Source organism: Tunturiibacter gelidiferens (assembly GCF_051013345.1).
Taxonomy (GTDB): Bacteria; Acidobacteriota; Terriglobia; order Terriglobales; family Acidobacteriaceae; genus Edaphobacter; species Edaphobacter gelidiferens_A.
In genome coordinates this window covers 5,253,848-5,275,417 of record NZ_CP132939.1, presented here as the reverse complement: position 1 = coordinate 5,275,417, position 21,570 = coordinate 5,253,848, and the positions used below count along the sequence as shown (strand labels likewise).

Here is a 21,570-nt window from a genome sequence, read left to right as displayed (position 1 = left end):
TAACCGAAGATAAGGAACGACATGGCCACCGCTGCGGATGCCGAATTGATTTTGAAGCTGTACGAGATGCGCCGGGAGGAGACTCTGCGCAAGGCGCGGCGGTTTCTCGTCTTCGAGTTTCAGCCCAAGACCGTGGAAGAGCTGCGCGTGGTCTCGAGGGACGTCAAGGCGGAGCATAACCCTTCGTGGCGTCAGGTTCTGAGCTACTGGGAGATGGCTGCGTCGCTCGTTCTGCGTGGCGCACTCGACCCAGACCTCTTTCTGGACTCGAATGCCGAGGGGATTCTCCTGTACGCCAAGTTCCATCACTTCCACGCCGAAACCGAGAGGGAGAGTGGCAACCGGTTCATGGCACAGACCGCGGCTCTGATCGACGCCTACCCCGCAGCCAGGTCTCGCTACGAGGGTTTTCTGAAGAGTTTCGGACCAGCCAGCACGTCCACATAGCCCGAGCCCGGGTCCGGAGACTTTCCTTTTTGCATCGTTTCTGTTACAACTGCAACACGGCTCCACGGTTCCAGAGATCTCCCGGCGTAAGCCGCCATCCGTGGCTGGCGAACGTAACTCGTTGAAAAGAATGCAGGTAGTGGATTATGGCGAAGGCAGTTTGGAATGGCCAGACACTGGCCGAAAGTGAAACCTATGAGACGGTCGAGGGAAACATCTACTTCCCCGAGGAATCAGTAAAACGTGAGTTTTTGAGACCCAGTTCGACGACCTCCAATTGCCCCTGGAAGGGTCAGGCGCGGTATTACACCATTGTGGTGGACGGCCAGGATAACCCGGATGCCGCCTGGTACTACCCCGACCCGAAGCCGGCGGCGCGCGATGTAAAACACCACATCGCCTTCTGGCGTGGTGTCGAAGTCACGAAATAGCTTAGGTGATGGAACAATAGGGAGGGGCTAAACACCTCTCCCTATTTGCCTTAGTAGGCCTGTAGACGATCGAGCGGCAACCGGACCTGGAAACAGGTGGCGCCGGGTTTCGACTCTACCGTCACGAACCCAGAGTGCTTGTTGACGATGCGCTGAACCGTGTCGAGCCCAAGTCCAAGCCCGCGCCCCGGCGCCTTAGTGGTAAAGAAGGGCTCAAAGATCCTCGAACGAATCTCCGGATCGATCCCCGGCCCCGAATCCCAGACTTCCACAAGAGCCATCTGGCCGCTCTGGTGAGTCGTCAGCCGCAGCGTTCCCATATTGTTCATGGCGTCGAGCGCATTTTCGATCAAGGAGGTCCAGACCTGGTTGAGTTCGCTGCCGTAAGCGCTCACACACTCCAGATCCTGATCGAACTCCAGCTCCACTTTGACGTTTCTGAGCCGCGAGTTGAACATCACAAGCGTATTTTCAAGCGATTGCGCAAGGTCGACATCCTGAATTGGCGCCTGGTCCATGTACGAGTAATCCTTGATCGCGCTGATCAGGTCAAAGATGCGCACGGTGGAGTCGACGACCGTCTCAGCCATCCGCTCAACCCGCAGGGAACTGGCCACCGTCGCAACAGCCATCGGGAGCACCTCAGGACCCACGATTGTCGCCAGCTCATCAAGCAGGTCAAACGCCAGCGTCGTCTCCGACAGCGCGGGTGCGATCGTCCACGGATTGGGAACGTTATGAGCGTTGAGCCACTGAATCAGCATCTCCTCGCGATCCGCGTTAGCCAGCGGATTCTGCGAGCCCTTGGGCAGGTTGGAGTAAGCAGACATGCGAGCACGCGCATTCTTGATCCACTCGCGATATTTCTCTATGGTCTCGTCTGGCAGGCAAAGCTTGCCCATACGATACTTCTGGTCGCCATACTCGCGCAGTTCGCCAAACAGACTGGCAGCCGAGCGTTGCGCTGCGGAGGCAGGATTGTTCAGTTCGTGGGCTAAATTCGCAGCCAGCTTGCCGAGCGCACTCAGCTTCTCGGACTGCTGCTCAATGCGGGTCACCTCGCGCACGCGATCCAGCAACACCGAGACGCAGCGCTGCGCCATCGACGGTATCGCGACCAGCATCTCGGGGAACAGCGACTCATGGATATCAATCGCCCACACCGAGCCGACCGAGTAGCCTTCGCCGCCGTAGTTCTTCATGCGCGAGAAGGGAAGCTTCCCGGTCATCGATCCTGCCCGGCCGATAAACAGCGCAGCATTCGAGTGGCGACGGCGTACCTGGACCTCTCCGCGAAGAATAAAGTTCATGTTGCATGCGGATTCGCCCTCACGGAAGACGATGGAACGATCCGTACCCACACGTTCGCTCCCTTTGGTCGCAATCCAGGTGTACTCCTCCTCCATCAGGCCATCGAGTGGAGCAATGGTGCGCAGTCCGGCAACGATATCGGCAATGGGGGACGGTTGGGCGGGAGGACCTGCCACCTGGTCTGCCGAGGGAACCGGAAGTGTCGGTAGGAGGCTTTCATAGTTGTCCAATGTGGCCATTCCTGGAACTCCTTCTGTCGCGCTGGCGTCTGGATCGGGTTAGTAGAGCTACGTCTCCATTGTTACAGGAGTTCCGCCTCCCGATTGTCTTAGGCTCATAAATTCCGAGCAAAACCCTTAGGGTCAATGCGGCCGGGTGGCGTCGAGGTCATTTTGAGATGCAAACGAGGAAGCGACACCCACTTAGATGCCGCTCCCCGTCTCTTCGATTGGTTAAAAGCTTCAGTTGTTAGACGAGCAACTCTACGCTTTGTAAACCTGGCCGTCTTTTACAACGACCGGATCGAGGAACGGCATGGATTTGCGAAGCTCGGCCCCAACCTTCTCGATCTGGAGTGCGGCTTCCTGCTTGCGGATGCGGGTAAACTCCTTGCGGCCGGTCTCGTTCTCCTCGATAAACTTCTTCGCGAAGCTGCCGTCCTGAATATCGTTCAGCAGGCCCTTCATCGCCTTCTTCACCTCAGGCGTCACAATGCGCGGCCCGGCCACGTAGTCGCCCCACTCTGCGGTGTCGGAGATCGAGTGGCGCATGTACTCCAGGCCGCCTCGGTACATCAGGTCGACGATCAGCTTCAGCTCATGCAGCACCTCGAAGTACGCAAGCTCAGGCTGGTAGCCGGCCTCGACTAAGGTCTCGAACCCTGCCTTCACCAGCGCACTGGTGCCGCCGCACAGAACCGCCTGCTCGCCGAAGAGGTCGGTCTCAGTCTCCTCGGTGAAGGTGGTTTGGAGCACCCCAGCACGCGTGCAGCCGATGCCCTTCGCATAGCTCAAGGCCAGCGCAAGCGCATTGCCGCTCGCGTCCTGCTCCACCGCGACCAGCCCCGGGATGCCGCCACCCTCGGTGAACACCTCGCGAACACGATGCCCAGGTCCCTTCGGCGCCACCAGCGAGACGTCGGCTGTCGCAGGAGGCGTAATGGTGCGGAAGCGAATGTTGAAGCCATGCGCAAACATCAGCGTCACATTCGGCTTCATGTTCGGCTCGATCTCGGCGTGGTAGACCTTAGCCGCAGTCTGGTCAGGCGTGAGGTTCATGATGACGTCAGCCCACTTCGAAACCTCGGCGACTGTGTCCACCTGAAGCCCGGCCTTGCGCGCGCGCTCCGCGTTGGGCGAGTCTTTGCGCAGGCCCACGCGAACGTCAACGCCCGAGTCCTTGAGGTTCAGCGCGTGCGCATGGCCCTGCGAACCATAGCCGATGATGGCAACTTTCTTTGCCTGGATAAGAGAGAGTCTGCGTCTGCGTCGTGGTATGCCTTAGCCATTGTTAGTTTTTCCTTTTGGTGTTGTGTAAAGTTTACTCGCGCTCACAGCGATGCTGTATCACTTCGAGAATGCTGTTTTGGAGATTTTGCATGACGGCATCGGTCCAAAGGCCAGCGTAGCCATTGAAATTGGTGGAGAGCCGCTGATGGCTGATGAGGTGCAGCATCGTGTCGCCGTTTGCGAGGGGTTCCAGAGTGTACTCGCCGTCGAGAACGTCGAAGTACCGGCCGCCGATGGTGACGTGCTCATCGAGCGTTGTGGTGGGGATGTGAGCTGAGTCGGCTTTGATGCTGAAAGCAATGCGGCGCTGCGGCTCCCAGGCTGTGATGGTTTCGATGAAGAGCAAGCCGCGCTCGAAGCTGGCATGCCGGACACCGCCGACGCCTTCGTAGGAGAGCGTGGCTTCGATGGGACGGGGGAACCCGATCCGGTGTGTCCACGTCGTACTCAGTTCAGATGGTGCGATGGCAGGGACACGCTCGATGTTCTGCCAAATAGTTTGAGGCGTAGCGTGGATGCGGATCTCACTTGCGACGGTGCGGGTGGAGGATGGCGCCGTGAGGCACGCTTCGACGGGAGCGAGGAGGAATGGGAGTATCGCGACACAGGTCAGAGTGAGGTTGGAGGGTTTACGGAGACGGCCCCAACCGCCGGCGATGAGGCCGCCAAGGCTGGCGCAGGCCAGCGCAATGGGGGAAGCCATGAGGATGCAGATGCCACCTTCGATCAAGAAGAGCCACAGGGTGAGCAGTGTGACGAAGACGGAGATCCATGGCAAAAAGATCCACTTCCAGACGCTGACAGGCTCGATCGCTTCGGCGCGGCGAACCGTGAGAATGCCAATCACTACCGGGCCCCCGAAGAGAAAGGCGATGGTCATCACATTGAAAATTTGAGCCTTCGGCCCGACAAAGTTAGAGTGGCCTGGAAGGCGCAAGAGGATACCGTAGATGGCTCCCAGGGCGACGCCTTCGAGCATCGTACGCCTCTTGTCCCACGAGCGGCTGGCTGGAAAAATATTTATCGAGCTGGGCATCCCTTAGCTTTCGTCCTCTGCAAACTCTCTCGGCAGAATCTCACCCGCGTCGGGTTTTTCAGGGAACGACGTCTCACCGCTGTGATCAGGATCAGGCGTACCAAGCGCCTTCAGCACGCGGCTGGTGTGGTGGCCGCGCCGCATCGCCATACGCCCCGTACGCGAGACCTCAAGGATCGTGTAACCGCTTTCCGTAAGCACTTGAATCAGCCCTTCGATCTTGCTGGCCGCGCCCGTCATCTCGAGCATGACGGACTCCGGCGCAAGATCGACCACACGCGCCCGGAAGACCGTGGCAAGCTCGAAGATCTGCGACCGAGTCTTCGGCCCAGCCGCAACCTTGATCAGGCAAAGCTCGCGGATGACGGCGTCGGCGCGGCCCACCTCGTCCACCTCCACCGTGATCTCAAGCTTGTAGAGCGATGCGCGAATGCGGTGCGCGGCATGGTCCGGCGCCTCGCAGACGATCGTCATGCGCGACACTTCAGGCCGCTCGCTCTCGCCCACCGTCAGCGAGACGATGTTGATGTTGAGACGGCGAAACAGGGAGGCGACACGCGTCAACACGCCGGGTTTGTCTGAGACGAGAGCTACAAAAGTGTGGAGCATGTATGCCTTTCAACGAGTTTCGGCGCTTTAGTTTGGACTATGGGGCAGGGAATCTACAGGCGGTGCAGGGAACTGACGAAGATAGGTCTTGGGAACTTCATAGAGGATGAGTTCCCCCGGCTTTGCCTTGGGGCTCGCACTGCTGCAGAGATTGCCGGTTGTCACTCCACTGCTAAGAATCGTAGCGACGGAGTAGTTGGTATATAGCTCGCCTCGCGGCCTGCAGTCCGCATACATATTTGCGAGGATGCGCAGAATGGTTGCCTTCTTCGTATCCACCAGGATGATCCCGTTCTTATCGGTTGCCATGGCGATCGATCCGATCTGATTCTCGCGAAGAGCAACATTCAACCTCTCGTCCCGGACAGGCTCGTTGGTGAGCGCATTGATCACCTTGATGTGAATCTGAACAGGCGGAGGCTGCTGACCGGGCTGAGATTGAGCCGAGGCAGCCGCAGACGCCGCGGTCACCAGGAGGGACCAGGTCATGCGTGCACCAACTCCAAATCTTCTACTCGCTCCAACTCCGAATCGACTCGGCATCTGTATCTCCTCTCTCAAAACCACAACCCTGCTGCGGGCCAAAAATAAACTTCAAAAACCTGGCGCATTTTTCGATAGTCAAAAACACGTTGCTAACACACCACGCTTACCATGCATTTCACCACGTTCTCACCATCAAAAAACCACGCTCAGAACACCGTTTTTTCAAAACACCGCTCAAAAACAAGGGAAAACAGCGGCCTTGGCTCCCGCACCACCTGCCAGAATTTTTCTGCGGGAATCGAAAAACTATTCATCCTCCGCCGTCTCAAGAAGCGGGTCACTGGCAGGCCGTCGCACCATCTCGTGGAGCGCTGCCCCGGGCGCGATCATCGGATAAACTCCATCCTCTTTTTCCACCTGGAAGTTGATAAGAAACGCCTTGCCGCTCGTGCGTGCTTTCGTAACCGTCGGAGTCACATTCTTCCGTTCGCTGACATGCGCCCCATCAATACCGTGCGCGCCAGCAAGCTTTACGAAGTCCGGAGACAGAATCGGCGAAGCGGCATAGTTCTTCTCATAGAAAGCCTCCTGCCACTGTCGAACCATACCGAGGAATCCATTGTTAATCACCGCAATATTGATCGCCAAACCCTCTTGAACAATGGTCGAAAGCTCAGCAGCCGTCATCTGAAAACCACCGTCGCCCGCGATCACCCAAACATCTTTTTCAGGACACGCGACCTTGGCGCCAATCGCCGCAGGAAGCGCAAAGCCCATGGTGCCAAGGCCTCCGCTGGTGATCAGCGAACGAGGCGCGTCATGCTTGTAGTACTGCGCCTCCCACATCTGGTGCTGCCCCACATCAGTAACGATGATGGTCTGAGCGGCCCGACCCGCAGCGTGCGCTTCATGCCAGATGTCGTTGATGACATGGGCCGCATAAAGATGGCCATTATCAGGCAGATTGATGATGTCGCGAACGGCTGCATCGCCCTTCATCGCATTGACCTCTCCGATCCAGCTTGTATCCGTCTGCTTCTGAAGCAGCGGAAGAAGCAGTTCAAGAGTTTCGCGAAGATCGCCTATGAGGGCCACGTCAGCTTTCACATTCTTGTTGATCTCGGACGGATCAATCTCGATGTGAATCTTCTTCGCGTTCGGCGCATAGTGCGCGAGGTTGCCGGTGACGCGGTCGTCGAAGCGCATGCCGAAGGCGAGTAGCAAATCGGCTTGCTGGATGGCGTTGTTGACCCACGACTCACCATGCATGCCCATCATGCCAAGCGACAGGGGTGATAGGTAGGGAAGGCTCCAAGGCCAAGCAGAGTGCTGGCAACGGGGATCTGCTGACGCTCTGCAAAAGCGAGAACCTGCGACTCCGCACCGGAGTGCGTGATGCCGTGGCCGGCAAGGATGACGGGGCGTTTGGCGTGCTGAATGAGCTCGATGGCTTGTTGGATGGAAGAAGACTCCGCCTGCAGCATTGGGTGTGGGCGATAGGTGGCGGGCGCAGCGGATTCAAAGTTGAAGGCGGCGGTATTCTGCTGTGCATCCTTGGTGATGTCGACCAGCACCGGGCCGGGGCGGCCGTTGGTCGCGACTTGAAAGGCTTCGCGCAAGGTTGGTGCGATGTCTTCGGCGCGCGTGACGAGGTAGTTGTGCTTGGTGATGGGCAGAGTGATGCCGGTGATGTCGACCTCCTGGAATGCGTCGGAGCCGAGCACCTTGCTGCCAACCTGGCCGGTGATGCAGACGATCGGGATCGAGTCGAGCATGGCCGTCGCAATTCCGGTCACGAGATTCGTAGCACCGGGCCCGCTGGTGGCGATGCACACACCGACCTTGCCTGAAGCGCGGGCGTAGCCATCGGCCATGTGCGCGGCGCCCTGCTCGTGGCGGACGAGGATGTGGTGGATCGGGAACTTGCGCAGCGCGTCGTAGGCGGGGAGGATGGCACCGCCAGGATAGCCGAAGACCTTGTCTACTCCTTCGCCGACGAGCGTGGCCCAGATGATTTCGGCTCCGGTGAGTTGGGGATTTTGATTTTTGTTTGCCATGGTTGTTTCCTCGGAGTTACCTACTGCCGTTCAAACTTTTCGCCAAGATCGTCATCAATCAAGCCGTAGGTGGTACCAAAATGTGGTTTGTAGAAGTTGATTCCGTAAATGCTTGTTTCGCTGGCGTGATCTTCATCCCAAACCATTCCGAAAGGCCGGAAATCAAGGGTAACGAAGTTTTGACCGTCGCTGGATTGCCATCTTCCTGAAACGCTCTTCGCGGGTTTGCCGTTTTCGTTAATTTCTTCTAGAAATGTTCCGTCAGCGTCTATCCGGAGCGTTGCGTTGCCCCATGGAACTTGAATTTTGTAGTTTCCGAGAAGTTCAGCACCCGTCGGCTTTCTGTTGAGAACGAGATCTAAAACAGCTGCGCCCGCATTAGAAGCCATGAACAGAAACATCGGGCCAAACAAAATGGCCGCGAAGATGATCAGGCATATCAACACAAGACGAGTTTTCTTCTGAGAGGTCATTGGAGTTTATGTAGTGACAGCTCCTTCGCTGGCGCTGCTTACGGTGTTGACGTACTTGGCGAAGACGCCGCGTTTGAAGCGGGGTTCGGGGGCCTTCCATGTGGCTAGGCGTTTGGCGATCTCGGCTTCGGGGACGTTGAGGGTTAGTTTGCGGTTGGGGATGTCGAAGGTGATGGTGTCGCCTTCGTGGACCGCGGCGATGGGGCCTCCGAGCTGGGCTTCGGGGGCGACGTGGCCGACCATGAGGCCGCGGGTGGCTCCAGAGAAGCGGCCATCGGTGAGGAGGGCCACGGTTTCGCTGAGTTCTGGTATGCCTTTGATGGCTGCGGTGACGGCGAGCATCTCGCGCATGCCGGGGCCTCCGCGCGGTCCTTCGTAGCGGATGACGCAGACGTCGTTGGGGTTGATCTTCCCGGCTTCAACGGCGGCGTGGCACTCGTCCTCGGATTCGAAGACACGAGCGACGCCCTCATGAAAGAGACGCTCGTGGCCGGCGACCTTGACGACGCATCCCTCGGGCGCGAGGTTCCCCTTGAGTATGACGAGGCCACCTGTGGCCTTGAGCGGGTGCTCGGTGGAGTAGATGACGGCTTGATTGGGGGTCTCGACGGCCGCGGTGGCTTCTTCGGCGAGGGTTTTGCCGGTGACGGTGATCTGGGTGCCGTCGATGAGGCCGGCGTCGAGGAGGCGTTTGGCGAGAAGACGGCTGCCGCCTGCATCCTGATAGTCCTTGGCGGCGTACTTGCCACCGGGAGAGAGGTCGCAGATGTGCGGGGTGCGATCGCTGATGGCGTTGAAGTCATCGATGGTGAAGGGGATGTTGAACTCGCGCGCGATGGCCAGCAGGTGGAGGACGGCGTTGGTCGAGCCGCCAGAGGCGCAGGCGGAGACGTAGGCGTTCTCGATTGCCTTGCGGGTGACGATTTTGCTGGGGCGGAGGTCGTTCTTTGCGAGATCCATGACGATGCGCCCGGCTTCGCGGCTGGCTGCAGCTTTGTCCGGCGACATGGCGGGGACGCCAGTGATCTGGATGGGCGAGATGCCGAGGAACTCGCCAGCCATGGCCATGGTGTTGGCGGTGAACTGGCCGCCGCAGGCTCCGGGGCCGGGACAGGCTGCGGCTTCCAGGGCTTCGAGTTCGTCATCGGTGATCTTGCCGGCGGCGTGCGAGCCCATGCCTTCGAAGACCTGCAGGATGGTGATCTCCTTGATGGTGCCGTCGGGCTGGGGGAGTTTGCCGGGGGCGATGGAGCCGCCGTAGAGCATGAGCCCCGGGATATCGAGGCGGGCGAGGGCCATGATGGCGGCGGGCATGTTCTTGTCGCAGCCGGCGATGCAAACGAGGCCGTCGAAGGAATTGGCGCGGGTGACGAGTTCGATGGAGTCGGCGATGACCTCGCGGGAGACGAGCGAGGCCTTCATGCCCTGGGTGCCCATGGTGATGCCGTCGTGGACGGTGACGGTGTTGAATTCCATGGGGGTCCCGCCTGCTTCGCGAACGCCTTGTTTGACGGCTTCGGCGACCTGACGGAGATGGAAATTGCAAGGGCCGACCTCGGTCCAGGTGTTGGCGATGCCGATGATGGGCTTGTGCAGATCTTCTTTGGTGAAGCCTACGCTGCGCAGGTAGGAGCGGGCTGCGGCGCGGGATGGTCCTTCGGTGAGGACCTTGGAGTATTTCTTTGCGGGATTGAGTTCGTTGCTCATTTGATCTCTTGTCCTTGCGTTCGTCTCGGTACGATTACGACTTGCGGGCGGGACCGGCAGTTGCGCCGGGTTGGGCGATTACTTTGAGATCCGCCAATGTCCGTCCACCGCTTCGGCAAGCGAACTTGCGCTCCTTGCCGCCGTCAAGCTGTAATCAATGGGCTCGTTGATGGTCCATAGCCTGAGCTGTTTATGAGCGTCGAGGATAGAGAGCCGGAAGGGGATTTGCGTCGACGGCGGTTTGGCTGGGGCGTAGTGCAGCTCCAGGACAATGTCGGCTTCTTCTGTGGTTCCGACAAGTCTGTACTTGCCCCATTTCTGCAACCCTGTGTAGATGTCGTTGTATGCCTTACGGCAGGAGTTGTAATCCATTTCGCAGGCGTTCGAGACCAATGCGGTCTTTGCTGTCGAGATCTGCGTTGGAATGGGCGCGCCAGCGTTCGTTTGTTCCGCACACAGCATCGGTGCCAGCCCCAAGAACAAGACACGAAGGATATTACAGTTTCTGCGATTCACCGGATTTTCTCGATTCTGTAACTGCTCAGGATGATGTAGCCCGACGAGCCAGAGGGCTATGCCGTGGCGCCTTGAGATCTTGGTGAGAGCCAGAATTCGGCATCGTGTGTAGATTCATAGCTATCTAATTTACTTTCGTGGCGCAGCGTGAGGCCGATGTCGTCGAGGCCGTTCAGGAGGCAGTATTTGCGGAAGGGGTCGATGTCGAAGTGTGCGCTGAAGCCTTCGTCGTCAGTGATGGTCTGGGCTTCGAGGTTGATGGTGATCTTGTGGGCGGGATTTTTCGGAGCGACGCAGCAGGGTTTCCACGTCAGACTCGGGGAGGCGGACGAGGACCATGCCGTTTTTGCCGGCGTTGGAGAAGAAGATGTCGGCGAAGCTGGGGGCGATGACGGCGAGGAAGCCGAAGTCGGTGAGGGCCCAGGCGGCGTGCTCGCGGGAGCTGCCGCAGCCGAAGTTTTTCCGGCGATGAGGATCTTTGCGCCTTTGTGATGATGCTTGTTGAGGACGAAGTCGGGGTGGGGCTCGCCTGCGTGCGGGCCATCCTGGATACGGCGCCAGTCGTAGAAGAGGAAGTCGCCGTAGCCGGTGCGTTCGATGCGCTTGAGGAACTGCTTGGGGATGATCTGGTCGGTGTCTACGTTGGGGCGGTCGAGAGGACGGCGTGGCTGGTGAGTGTGTTGATGGGATGCATTATTTGCCTTCCTTGAACTGCCAGGTGCGGATGTCGGTGAAGTGGCCGGTAATTGCGGCAGCGGCGGCCATCTGTGGGCTGACCAGGTGTGTGCGACCACCACGCCCTTGACGGCCTTCGAAGTTGCGGTTCGATGTGGAGGCGCAACGTTCGCCGGGAGCGAGGATGTCGGGGTTCATTCCGAGGCACATGCTGCAGCCGGGTTCACGCCAGTCGAAGCCTGCTTCGGTGAAGACCTTGTCGAGGCCTTCTTTTTCTGCTTGCGCTTTGACGGACTGTGAGCCGGGTACGACCATCGCACGAACCGAGGTGGCGACGTGGTAGCCGCGAACGACAGAAGCTGCGGCGCGCAGGTCTTCGATGCGTGCATTTGTGCAGGAGCCGAGGAAGACGCGGTCGATCCTGATCTCTTCGATCGGTTCTCCAGCGTGGAGGCCCATGTACTCGAGGGCTCGCTCGAAGGCCTTTTGATCGGCTTCGCTGGCGGCGGGATCGGCGAGGGGAACGGTGCTTTTGACGCCAGTGACCATGCCAGGCGAGGTTCCCCAGCTTACGGTGGGAGTGATCTCGGAGGCGTTGAGGGTGAGTTCGCGATCGAAGATTGCTCCTGAATCGGTTACAAATTCAGACCAGTGGGAGACAGCTTCGTCCCATGCTGCTCCTTGCGGCGAGAAGCGGCGTCCTTTGAGGTAGGCGAAGGTGGTGGCGTCGGGGGCGATCATACCGGCGCGTGCCCCGGCCTCGATGCTCATGTTGCAGATGGTCATGCGGCCTTCCATCGAGAGAGCACGAATGGCGGATCCGGCGTATTCGACGACGTAGCCGGTTGCGCCTGCGGTACCGATCTCGCCGATGATGTGAAGGACGATGTCTTTCGCGGTGACACCGGGGGCAATGTCCCTTCGACGTTGATGCGGAATGTCTTTGGTTTGTCCTGTGGCAGGGTCTGGGTGGCCATGACGTGCTCGACTTCGCTGGTTCCTATTCCAAAAGCTAAAGCTCCAAACGCCCCGTGGGTGCTGGTGTGCGAGTCGCCGCAGACGATGGTCATGCCCGGTTTGGTGAGGCCGAGTTCGGGGCCGATGATGTGGACGATCCCCTGGTTGGGCGATTGCACGTCGTAGAGCTCGACGCCGAACTCGGTGCAGTTCTTGCGCAGAGCCTCGATCTGCTTCGAGGCGACCTGGTCGACGATGTGGAGACGGTCCTCGATGCTGCTGGTGGGAACGTTGTGGTCGACGGTTGCGACGGTGCGGTCAGGACGGCGGAGTTTGCGGCCTGTCATGCGGAGGCCGTCATAGGCCTGCGGGCTGGTGACCTCGTGGACCAGATGTAGATCGATGTAGAGGATGCTCGGTTCGCCTGCGGGTTCTGCGACGAGGTGCTGCTGCCAGACTTTTTCGAAGAGGGTTTTGAGTGTGCTCATGGTTGTGCCTTTTGCTCTGTTGATGGAGGGAGGGTGAAGGTGTTGGCGCCGATGGCGGCCGGCTTGATCTGATGCGGCGTGCCGTCGGGGTCGACGAGAATGGCATTGGCGATCTGCTGGATTTCTGTATTGCCCTGCGGCGGATGCGCGGTCCAGCGCGCGACGCTGTGAAGGAGCGCTCCCGGAATGTGGTCGGGGTCGATGGGGTGGTTGGGGAAGATCCAGAGAGTGTACTCGGCGCCGGACTGGTCGGGAGTCTTGCTGTCTTTGATCCAGTCGATTGCAGCGAAGACGACGAACGGATGAGCACCGTTAAGGTCGACCCAGATCAGACCGCGCTCTGGACAGAAACGGAAGACGCAGCCGGTGATGGAGAGGTAGCGGTTGTCGTCGGCGAGCACCTTGTCGGGGACCGAGAGGAAGTCGAGTGCCGTCTCGGCGAGGGTCTTGTAGCCCGTCCTCGGATTGCCCCAGAAGGTTTGCGGAGCGGTGAAGTACTGCTCGAGGAAGGGACGGAAGCGCTGGTCGAGGACCAACTGTGTCTCGCGGCCGTCGGCTGGCGGGGGGCGTATTGCCAGAGCCACTCAATGTTTTCCTTCGGCTGCTTCTTGTCTTTTTTGATTTGCGGCGAAGAGATTTGCGCGTGCGCGGCCGGAGCTGCGAAGAGCAGGAGAGTGGCGGCGAGTTGGATGGCGTGGCGCATCTTCATTTTGCTTAGCGACTGCGTCTGGATTGATTGAACTGCCTTTGGCTAAGCCACAGCAGACCGTTGACCAGAGGAAACATGATGATCGCTGTGATGAGGAGCGCCATGGGCGGTGCTCCACGCAGCCAGCGATAGACCAACGCTGCGGTGATTGCGAGGTTTGCTAAGGCCGTCTTGAATCTCAGACTCATGATGTTTAGACGGCGTGCATGGCCTGGCGGCGGTCGATGGATTCCGCCAGAGCCTGGTGTACGAGTTTGCCCATCTCCTGCGTGCTAACGGGAGTTTGCCCAGGCTGCTGTCCGCGGGCGATGTCGGCTGTCCGGTAGCCAGCGCCGAGAACTTTGTTAACCGCAAGTTCGACCGCGCGGGCGTCCTGCTCGAGGTTGGCGGAGTGACGAAGGACCATGGCGGCGGTAAGGATGGCGCCGAGCGGGTTGGCTTTGCCAGTGCCGGCGATGTCGGGCGCGCTGCCGTGAACGGGCTCGTAGAGGTTGACCGCGCCGCCTATAGTCGCGGAGGGAAGCATGCCGAGGGAACCGGTGATGACTCCGGCTTCGTCGGACAAGATGTCGCCGAAGAGGTTTTCGGTGAGTACGACGTCGAAGTTGCGGGGGATGTTCATGATGTGCATCGCCATGGAGTCGACGAGCTGATGTTCAAGCGTGACGGAGGGGTAGTCTTTTGCGACCTCGGTGACGGTGGCTCGCCAAAGTTGCGACACCTCGAGGACGTTGGCCTTATCGACGGAGGTAACCTTTTGGCGGCGATTGCTGGCGAGTTCGAAGGCCACGCGGGCCACGCGTACGATTTCGTCGCGAGTGTATCGCATGGTGTTGATGGCCTCGTTACTCTCGCGATCCCACCAGCGTGGGGCACCGAAGTAGAGTCCGCCGAGAAGTTCGCGCACGAAGAGGATGTCGACGTCTTTGGTGACTTCGGGACGCAGCGGGGAACTCTCGCTGAGTGCGGTGTAGGCGATGGATGGGCGCAGATTGGCGAAACCTCCCAGTGCCTGGCGGATCTGCAGAAGCCCGGCCTCGGGACGCTTGTCGGGAGGGAGTGCGTTGAATTTGTTGTCGCCGACGGCGCCGAGGAGGACTGCGTCGCATTCGAGAGCGGCGTCGAGCGTGGCGGTTGGTAGCGGCGAACCGGTCTCGGTGATCGCTGTGCCACCGATGAGGCCTTCGACGAAGGTGAACTCGTGGCCGCCCATCTCGGCTACAGCGCGAAGAATATTTGTGGCTTGATGGGTGACTTCGGGGCCGATGCCGTCGCCGGCGAGAACTGCAATTTTGAGGCGCATGACACTGTTTCCTTTGGTGAAGATCTAGAGGGTGGGAACGATGGACTTGTCCGGTTGCAGAAGGCCGAGCAGATCCTGGTCGTAGATGGATTTTTTGCGATCGGCGAGCTCAGTGAAGCGATGGTAGACGTCGTCAAGCTGGACGCGGGTGAGCTTGTGTCCGAGTTCGGTGAGGCGTTGTTCGAGGAGACGCCGCCCACTGTGCTTGCCGAGCACCATATTCGTCGCGGGAACACCGACCGATTCGGGTGTCATGATCTCGTAGGTGAGCGGGTTGGCCATCATTCCGTGCTGATGAATACCGGACTCGTGCGCGAAGGCGTTGGCGCCCACGACAGCCTTGTTGGGCGAGCAGCCGAAGCTGATGAACTCGGCCAGCATCTGGCTGGTTGGGTAGAGCTGATTGAGTTTGATGTTGTTGGTGTAGGGAAGCTTGTCGCGGCGGACCATGAGGGCTGCGGCGATCTCCTCGAGGGCCGCGTTGCCGGCGCGCTCGCCGATGCCGTTGATGGTGCACTCGGCCTGACGGGCTCCGGCGTGTATGCCCGCCAAGGTGTTGGCAACGGCCATGCCGAGATCGTTGTGGCAGTGGGTGGAGAGAATGATGTTGTCGATGCCGGGGACCTTTGCGAGGAGCATGCGGAAGGTGGCTGCGTATTCGTCAGGCGTGGTGTAGCCGACGGTGTCGGGAATGTTGATGGTGGTGGCCCCAGCCTGGACCGCGACGGTTACGATCTCGACCAGAAAGTCGGGGTCGGTGCGCGTGGCATCTTCGGCGGAGAACTCGACGTCGTCGGCGAAGGTGCGGGCGAGACGGACGGACTCGGCGGCTTGATGGAGTGCCTCGGCGCGAGTGATCTTCAGCTTGGCTTCGAGGTGAAGGTCGGAGGAGGCCAGGAAGGTGTGGATGCGACCCTTCTCGGCAGGCTCGATGGAACGGGCGGCGGCTTCGATGTCCTCGCGTTTGCAACGAGCGAGTGAGGCGATGCGCGGGCCGCGAACCTCTCGGGCGATCATGCGGATGGAGTCGGAGTCGCCCTGGCTGGCGATGGCGAAGCCTGCCTCGAGGACGTCGACGCCAAGGTTTGCCAACTGGTGGGCCATGCGCAGCTTTTCGTCGTGGTGCATGGTGCAACCGGGAGACTGTTCGCCGTCACGGAGGGTGGTGTCGAAGAAGACGATTTGGTTAGGCGAGGACATAGGATTTGGCACTTTCGATCTGGACGTTATCATAATGCATGCTTATGATGGCTTGCAGGTATATCAGAAATTCTAATTGCGACATTCGAGCTGGAGTTCTCTGCTTCACGGAGGTAAGGATTGGACTTAGTCCAGATGGAGACGTTTCTGGCGGTGGCAGAGGAGCGCAGTTTTTCGCGAGCAGCGGCACGGCTCCATCGTACTCAGCCAGCAGTGAGTCAGGCAATTGCCAAGCTGGAGGGGGAACTGGGAGAGGTTCTGTTTGAACGCTCTTCGAGAGACGGGACGCTGACCGATGCAGGAGAGGTTTTGCGGGAATATGCCGCTAAGTTGTTGAATCTGCGGAATGAAGCGGCCGGAGCCTTGACCGAGCTGCGAGAGCTTCACCGCGGCAGGCTGAATCTCGCGGCCAACGAGTACACCTGTCTCTATCTGCTGCCGTTGCTTGATGAGTTTCGGAGGCAGAACCCCAGGATCAAGCTGGCGGTGCAGCGAACGCTCGCCAGCAGGATCTCAGACGAGGTGCTGATGCACTCGGTGGAGCTTGGAGTGCTCTCCTTTCGGCCTGACGATACGCAGGTGAAATCGATGGTTGTGTACCGGGATGAGCTGGCCTTTGTAGTGAATCCGCGACATCCTTTGGCCGGGGCTGGGAAGGTTTCGATTCGGCAGTTGGGGGGCAGAACTTTATTGCGCATAACATTCCGTCGCCGCAGCGGCAGAAGGTCATCCAGGCATTCAAGCGCCACAAGACTCCGTTGCAGATGGGGGTGGAGCTGCCATCGTTGGAGGCGATCAAACGATTTGTCGAGATGGGGAACGGAGTGGCTCTGGTACCGGGGCTGACGGTACGTACCGAGCTTGAGAGCGGGGCGCTGGTGCGGGTTCAGGTGCCGGAGCTGCAGATCGAGCGCAAGCTGAGGCTGGTCTATCGGAGGCAAGCCAGTCTGTCGCATGTGGCGCTGGCCTTTCTCAAGGTGGTGGAGGCCTATGCGGCGGCGAATGGCGACCCATACTGTTTTCAGGCCGAACGTGGAATGTAAATGAAGCTGTGAAATTTGCGAGACACCGGAACCTTTGCAAAAAAAGAGCGTCTGTACCCCTAGATTGACCACCGGAGAAGCTCTTCCGGCAAATGCAGTATGAGAGTGAGAATCCGATGACGACACTATTTCGCAAACCAGTATTGCAAGCAGCTCTTCTGGCGTTATGCACCACGATGTTGAGTTCACTTCCCGCGATTGCACAAGACCCGGCGCCGGCGCCCACGCAGGATCAGGCAGGCCCGCCCAATGGCGGTCACCGGAATGCCGGTCAAAGGGAGGAGCATCAGATTGAATTCCTGACTAAGAAGCTTAATCTGACGCCGGATCAGGTTACCCAGGTGAAGGCGATTGATGACGATTCACGAACTCAGATGATGGCTTTGCACCAGGACACGACTACTCCTCAGGCTGACAGGCGGGCGAAGATGATGGAGATCCACAAAGCAGCGCAGGACAAGATACGCGCCGTTTTGAGCGACGATCAGAAGACGAAGTACGACGCTTTGCAGGCACAGATGAGAGAGCATAGAGAGAGTCGTGAGGGCGGGCAGGGAGCACCCCCACCACCACCGCAACAATAATGTGTTATCCGCAGACGATGGAAATGGGGCCGGAGAGATTCACATCCTCCGGCCTTCTTGCGTCGTAAGTACTCCTTCGGGCAGCGGTGCGGTTACAATGAAAAACAGTGATTACGGCGTCCTATAACTTTTGAAACGCGTTGCCTGCGGGACAGCGTAGGAAGTTATGGGCGAATTCGAAGGATCCAGCGAAGAATGAAGAAAACGATGTTGTTGTTGGGCGCGCTGATGTTGTCTGCGGCAGCCGGTTATGCGCAGGAGAGCCGGCAAGACGTGAGCGTAAGCGCCAGCGCTGCGTTTGCCCCAGAGATTACCGGGAACAGCGTGCAGAAAAACACAAGCACGACTATGGGACTGGTTGCCAGCTACCGCTATCTCTTGACGCCGCGGAGCGGACTCGAAGTCAACTACGGATACCAACAAAACACGCAGTATTATCAGGTCTTCGGAAAGGCTAACGGCGGCATACATACCCTACAGCAGGAGTTCAGCGCTGCCTATGTGTTCAACCTGAACTTCAAAAATTTTAATCCGTTCCTTGAAGCCGGTCCGGGTGTAATGTTTTTTCGCCTTTCAAGGATGCGGGATCGACGAACCTTGACGCAAAGCGGAATACGAACATCGGTGCACTCTTTGGCGGCGGTGTGGCCTATGAGCTGAGCCCAAGCTTCGACATCCGCGCGGAGTATCGGGCCTTCCTGGTAAAGACTCCGACTTTCAGCCTTCCGGGCAATATCTTCAATACCAATCGTTATGAGGTCATCTCGACTCCTTCGATCGGCATTGCATACCACTTCTAACGATTGTCAGCTTTAGCATGAAACGCCCCGGCGTTGACCGGGGCGTTTCGTGTTTTGGCTGACTAGCGGCTGAATCAACGGGCTTCTACCGGAAGTGATAGGCTGCGCCCAGCGTAAGGATGTTAGGCGTAAGACTGGATCCCGCGAAGCCAAACCATTCCTGGTACTCCCAGTCGGCGCGAACGTAGAGGTAGCGTTTCACTTTGTAATCGGTACCAATACCAGCCGCTATAAGGTTATAGGCGAGGTTCGCCCGAAATCCATCGGGGTTGACAGGGAAGTTGAAAACGCCGCGTCCGTAGAGGACCTTGCCGTAGGGAACGAATCGGCGATACTCGCGAAAGTAGCGTCCGCCGACCTCGTAGGTCTTCTCATAAAGATCGTTCTGATCTTTGACGAAATGAAACTCGCCCGTTACTCCGATGTGGCGGAGAAAGTCGAAGTCGAAGTAGGCCGCACCACCATTGAACCGATTCCCGTAGTCGGAGTCCGCAGTGGAGAAACCGCCACCGATCTTGAGATCTCCCGCGCGCTCCGCCGTAGGATTGGCCTGCGCGCTTAGTGTGGATGCGGCCCCCAGCAGGCCCAGAAAAATAACAACCTTTGTCAGCACGTGCACTCCTGTCGAACAGAATATTCCTCATCGCGAGCTAGATAGCGCAACGACAGGACATTGCGGTGAAGCAACATCTTCATCATGAGACAGACTCTTTGATTAACGCAAGGTATAAGCAACACCTATTGTGTAGGCGATGGGGGAGAGGCCATTCGGTGGGAAGGTTGGCCATTTCTGAAACTCAACGTCGAACGCCCGGACGTTGATGTGTCGCGTTGCGCGTATATCCAAGCCGCCGCCAGGCGCAAATTGGAAGTAAGTGAAGGATGCCGGCACTGGGTAGGTACCGGACTGGAATCCGAAGCGACCGATACCGAACAGGATCTTGGCGTAGGGCTCAAAGCGCTTGTAATGCCATTTATAACGTGGCCCAATAAGGTAAGAGTTTTCGCTGATATCGTCCGGAGTGATGACGGAAAAGTGAATATCGCCTTCTACCCCGAGGTGTTGCCCGATATCGTAGTTGCCGTAGATGGAGATACCCTTCAGATACGGCTGGGTATAGTCAGGGTTGACGAATGTCCCTGCCACACCGATCTGTATTGCGCCAGAGCGAGAGGCGGTCGGGACTGCTTGAGCGTGCGACCAGGTAGTAAGACTAAGGAAGCAGACGAAACAGCCGATAAGAATATGCCGCTTCAACAGGTGTGCCTCCCTTGTCAAAAAGATTTGATGCATATGTTGTGTCAAGGGAAGTGAACCCGAGACAGTAAAAGCGTGGATGGTCTCAGCGACCTAGATCCATCCACGCTCTCAGGTTTAGTTTTGTTGTGCGTTGGTTGGTGGGGGAGTGGCAGCCGGCGCTGCTGCGGCTGGTGCTGCTGTGTTGTCGGCAGGCGCGGCGGTCGTCGGTTGTGCGGCGGCAGGAGCGGCTGCAGGTTCTGCGGGTGCCTTGTAGTAGCTAAGTTTCAAATAGACCGGTTCAACCTCAAAGGGCATCTTGTCAGCTGCTGTAAGAAGAGGCTCGAAGGCCGAGTGCAGGACAAATACCTGGTCGGTCCACGGGTCGAAGCGGAGGAAGCTGGCCAAGGGCATGGCTGCCTGCTGCTTCAGGTCCTTCATATCCAGCTTGGGGCCCTTTGCGGTGATGGCCTGCATCCAGAATGTTGGATCTGTATCGCTCTTGACGAGACCGTCGCCAATCATCGGCTCGTTGAGTGCTTTCAAACTTTTGACTCGCTGCTGCAGTTGCTGGAGGTAAAGGCTGAAGTACTGCTGCCCGCCTTCCAGCTCCTTCGCGTTGAGTAGTTCCATAGCTTTTTCGCTGCTGCCGCGTTGTCGGCGTCGGTGTGGTGCATGGGGATGCGGTTGAAGACCGTCGTAGAAGGAAAGAGCAGACGATCGTTGAAGGCATACTTGGTGTCGAGACGGTGAGCAAGAATGATGTGTGCAATCTGGAAAGCCAGGATCGCGTTGAGGTTGCCCATCTGCTGTGCGCCGTCCTGAGTGACAACGCCAGTAGTGTCAAGCAAGCTCTTCGAGATGACGATGGTGTTGCCGATGGCAAGAGACTCCAACGGTTCGGTCAGCAGGGTGCGGCAGCGTATCGGTCTGGAGAGTGTGATGTTGTTGTACGCCAGAATGTTGCCAGCGAGCGCTTCAAGAGTTTTGTCGAACTCGCTTGGTGCATCGAGCAAGCCGGCCTGGAAGAGACGCTCGACGATGTTGTCCTCCGCCTGCTGGACCCAGGCACGCTGGGCTCCGAGAGGGCTGACGTCCTGTGCATCGTTGCTGACGTCGGTTGCGCCGACGACGTCCATTGAGGTGTTTTCGCTCTCCGGTGGCGGAACCTTCAGCACATAACCCCAGATGTGGTTAATGGCTTTGAACTTGAGAGTGCGGGAGACGCTCTTCGGATCGCTCTCTTCAACGTAGAAGGAGGTCGGGAGCCAGAGATCGGGCTGGACGTTGGTCCGCCAGCTGTCAAAGTGATAGAACTCCTTCTGATCCTCCTGGGTTCCTGCGAAGTCACCGTTGAAGCGAACAACGTTTCCGCTTCGCACCTCGATCCAGATGCGGCCAAAGAAGCGACCAAATGATTTCTTGCCTTCAATCGGCGTCACGTCAAAGACTGCCGTGGGCGTGTTGCCGAGGAAGTCGTTGCGGACGTAGCCGAAGGTATAGTGCTGACGATCGAAGCTGTTGGAGTCCATCAGCAGCATCTGTACAAAGCCGGACTCGTGGAAGTTCAGGTGCAGGCTGTTGCCGAGGCCACCGACGAAAGAGACGGAGTGCTTGAAGAAGCCAAGCTTGCCGTCGTTGCTGGTGCCCTTTGAGGTCTCTTTGTTTACGGCATAAGAGTTGTCGCCGATGACGCTTTTGAAGTCGACGCGGCTGAGGAAGTGCTCATCAGATTCGGGAACCTGCCCCAGGAGGGGATCAGGCTTCATGGTCTGGATGTAGGTCTCCACGAGAGGAGCGCGCTCCTTGACCGTCTTGACGATGACCTTTTCACGGACAATCGCCTTGTCGATCAGCGCGTTCTGCGCAGCGGTGGGCTTGCGCGTTGTGGAGAGGTCCTCATCCATCTTTTTCTTTTGCCAGGATGTAGGATGCCTGCTCCAGCGGGGAGAGTGGTTGCGACTAGAAGTGCCAGCAGCAGACCGGCGGTAGA

General features: G+C 58.5%; 20 protein-coding genes and 5 pseudogenes. 6 read left to right on the top strand and 19 right to left on the bottom strand.

The annotated features are described in order from the left end of the window. Positions 1 to 21: 21 nt before the first annotated feature. Positions 22 to 447 (top strand): DUF4760 domain-containing protein, encoded by a 426-nt coding sequence (locus RBB80_RS26530; protein WP_433965258.1) that lies wholly within the window; start codon positions 22 to 24, stop codon positions 445 to 447. Positions 448 to 593: 146 nt separating this feature from the next. Next, positions 594 to 878 (top strand): DUF427 domain-containing protein, encoded by a 285-nt coding sequence (locus RBB80_RS26525; RefSeq protein WP_433965257.1) that lies wholly within the window; start codon positions 594 to 596, stop codon positions 876 to 878. Between the two features lie 50 nt (positions 879 to 928). Here RBB80_RS26525 and RBB80_RS26520 read toward each other — a convergent pair whose 3' ends face one another. The 15 genes and pseudogenes from RBB80_RS26520 to RBB80_RS26450 form a co-directional block, all read right to left on the bottom strand. Further along, complete coding sequence (locus tag RBB80_RS26520) at positions 929 to 2,428, bottom strand: ATP-binding protein (protein WP_433965256.1); 1,500 nt, start codon at positions 2,426 to 2,428, stop codon at positions 929 to 931. 243 nt (positions 2,429 to 2,671) lie between these two features. Then, positions 2,672 to 3,696: pseudogene (gene ilvC / locus RBB80_RS26515) on the bottom strand (ketol-acid reductoisomerase). Between the two features lie 32 nt (positions 3,697 to 3,728). After that, positions 3,729 to 4,676 carry a hypothetical protein gene (locus tag RBB80_RS26510; RefSeq protein ID WP_433965255.1) on the bottom strand — a complete coding sequence of 316 codons (948 nt, stop codon included), beginning with the start codon at positions 4,674 to 4,676 and terminating at the stop codon, positions 3,729 to 3,731. Between the two features lie 60 nt (positions 4,677 to 4,736). Then, on the bottom strand, positions 4,737 to 5,342 hold the full coding sequence (gene ilvN, locus RBB80_RS26505) for an acetolactate synthase small subunit (protein ID WP_433965254.1): 606 nt from the start codon (positions 5,340 to 5,342) through the stop codon (positions 4,737 to 4,739). Between the two features lie 27 nt (positions 5,343 to 5,369). Next, positions 5,370 to 5,885, bottom strand: coding sequence for a hypothetical protein (locus tag RBB80_RS26500; protein WP_433965253.1), 516 nt, complete (start codon positions 5,883 to 5,885; stop codon positions 5,370 to 5,372). 252 nt (positions 5,886 to 6,137) lie between these two features. Then, positions 6,138 to 7,838 (bottom strand): annotated as a pseudogene (locus RBB80_RS26495) (thiamine pyrophosphate-binding protein); the annotation flags it as partial. Between the two features lie 67 nt (positions 7,839 to 7,905). Then, positions 7,906 to 8,358: a hypothetical protein gene (locus RBB80_RS26490; protein WP_433965252.1), complete on the bottom strand. Its 453-nt coding sequence runs from the start codon at positions 8,356 to 8,358 to the stop codon at positions 7,906 to 7,908. A gap of 6 nt (positions 8,359 to 8,364) precedes the next feature. Beyond that, positions 8,365 to 10,065, bottom strand: a complete 1,701-nt coding sequence (gene ilvD, locus RBB80_RS26485) for a dihydroxy-acid dehydratase (RefSeq protein ID WP_433965251.1) — start codon at positions 10,063 to 10,065, stop codon at positions 8,365 to 8,367. Positions 10,066 to 10,143: 78 nt separating this feature from the next. Next, entirely contained in the window at positions 10,144 to 10,527 is a 384-nt protein-coding gene (locus RBB80_RS26480; protein ID WP_433965250.1) for a hypothetical protein, read from the bottom strand. A 285-nt stretch (positions 10,528 to 10,812) separates the two neighbouring features. After that, positions 10,813 to 11,375 (bottom strand): annotated as a pseudogene (gene leuD, locus RBB80_RS26475) (3-isopropylmalate dehydratase small subunit). Then, a pseudogene (gene leuC / locus RBB80_RS26470) lies at positions 11,275 to 12,701 on the bottom strand (3-isopropylmalate dehydratase large subunit). The pseudogenes leuD and leuC overlap by 101 nt, the downstream one beginning before the upstream one ends. Then, positions 12,698 to 13,285 carry a hypothetical protein gene (locus tag RBB80_RS26465; protein WP_433965249.1) on the bottom strand — a complete coding sequence of 196 codons (588 nt, stop codon included), beginning with the start codon at positions 13,283 to 13,285 and terminating at the stop codon, positions 12,698 to 12,700. Before RBB80_RS26465 ends, leuC begins: the two are co-directional and overlap by 4 nt. Before the next feature lie 130 nt (positions 13,286 to 13,415). Continuing rightward, positions 13,416 to 13,598: a hypothetical protein gene (locus RBB80_RS26460; protein ID WP_433965248.1), complete on the bottom strand. Its 183-nt coding sequence runs from the start codon at positions 13,596 to 13,598 to the stop codon at positions 13,416 to 13,418. A 5-nt stretch (positions 13,599 to 13,603) separates the two neighbouring features. Continuing rightward, positions 13,604 to 14,713, bottom strand: a complete 1,110-nt coding sequence (leuB, locus tag RBB80_RS26455; RefSeq protein WP_433965247.1) for a 3-isopropylmalate dehydrogenase — start codon at positions 14,711 to 14,713, stop codon at positions 13,604 to 13,606. A gap of 24 nt (positions 14,714 to 14,737) precedes the next feature. After that, complete coding sequence (locus RBB80_RS26450) at positions 14,738 to 15,913, bottom strand: 2-isopropylmalate synthase (RefSeq protein ID WP_433965246.1); 1,176 nt, start codon at positions 15,911 to 15,913, stop codon at positions 14,738 to 14,740. Positions 15,914 to 16,048: 135 nt separating this feature from the next. On the opposite strand from RBB80_RS26450, the pseudogene RBB80_RS26445 reads away from it, so the two are divergent. The 4 genes and pseudogenes from RBB80_RS26445 (at position 16,049) to RBB80_RS26430 (ending at position 18,340) form a co-directional block, all read left to right on the top strand. Next, positions 16,049 to 16,956: pseudogene (locus RBB80_RS26445) on the top strand (LysR family transcriptional regulator). A gap of 92 nt (positions 16,957 to 17,048) precedes the next feature. Continuing rightward, positions 17,049 to 17,540 carry a Spy/CpxP family protein refolding chaperone gene (locus RBB80_RS26440; protein ID WP_433965245.1) on the top strand — a complete coding sequence of 164 codons (492 nt, stop codon included), beginning with the start codon at positions 17,049 to 17,051 and terminating at the stop codon, positions 17,538 to 17,540. 195 nt (positions 17,541 to 17,735) lie between these two features. Beyond that, entirely contained in the window at positions 17,736 to 18,200 is a 465-nt protein-coding gene (locus tag RBB80_RS26435) for an outer membrane beta-barrel protein (RefSeq protein ID WP_433965244.1), read from the top strand. Further along, positions 18,185 to 18,340, top strand: a complete 156-nt coding sequence (locus RBB80_RS26430) for a hypothetical protein (RefSeq protein WP_433965243.1) — start codon at positions 18,185 to 18,187, stop codon at positions 18,338 to 18,340. The genes RBB80_RS26435 and RBB80_RS26430 overlap by 16 nt, the downstream gene beginning before the upstream one ends. Positions 18,341 to 18,425: 85 nt before the next feature. Here the strand turns inward: RBB80_RS26430 and RBB80_RS26425 are convergent, their stop codons facing one another. The 4 genes from RBB80_RS26425 to RBB80_RS26410 all read right to left on the bottom strand — a co-directional run bounded on the left by RBB80_RS26425 (position 18,426) and on the right by RBB80_RS26410 (position 21,484). Beyond that, positions 18,426 to 18,953: a hypothetical protein gene (locus RBB80_RS26425; RefSeq protein WP_433965242.1), complete on the bottom strand. Its 528-nt coding sequence runs from the start codon at positions 18,951 to 18,953 to the stop codon at positions 18,426 to 18,428. A gap of 102 nt (positions 18,954 to 19,055) precedes the next feature. Then, positions 19,056 to 19,598 carry an outer membrane beta-barrel protein gene (locus RBB80_RS26420; protein WP_433965241.1) on the bottom strand — a complete coding sequence of 181 codons (543 nt, stop codon included), beginning with the start codon at positions 19,596 to 19,598 and terminating at the stop codon, positions 19,056 to 19,058. 117 nt (positions 19,599 to 19,715) lie between these two features. Next, on the bottom strand, positions 19,716 to 20,123 hold the full coding sequence (locus tag RBB80_RS26415) for a hypothetical protein (RefSeq protein WP_433965240.1): 408 nt from the start codon (positions 20,121 to 20,123) through the stop codon (positions 19,716 to 19,718). After that, positions 20,120 to 21,484, bottom strand: coding sequence for a hypothetical protein (locus tag RBB80_RS26410; RefSeq protein WP_433965239.1), 1,365 nt, complete (start codon positions 21,482 to 21,484; stop codon positions 20,120 to 20,122). The genes RBB80_RS26415 and RBB80_RS26410 overlap by 4 nt, the downstream gene beginning before the upstream one ends. Positions 21,485 to 21,570 lie beyond the last annotated feature (86 nt).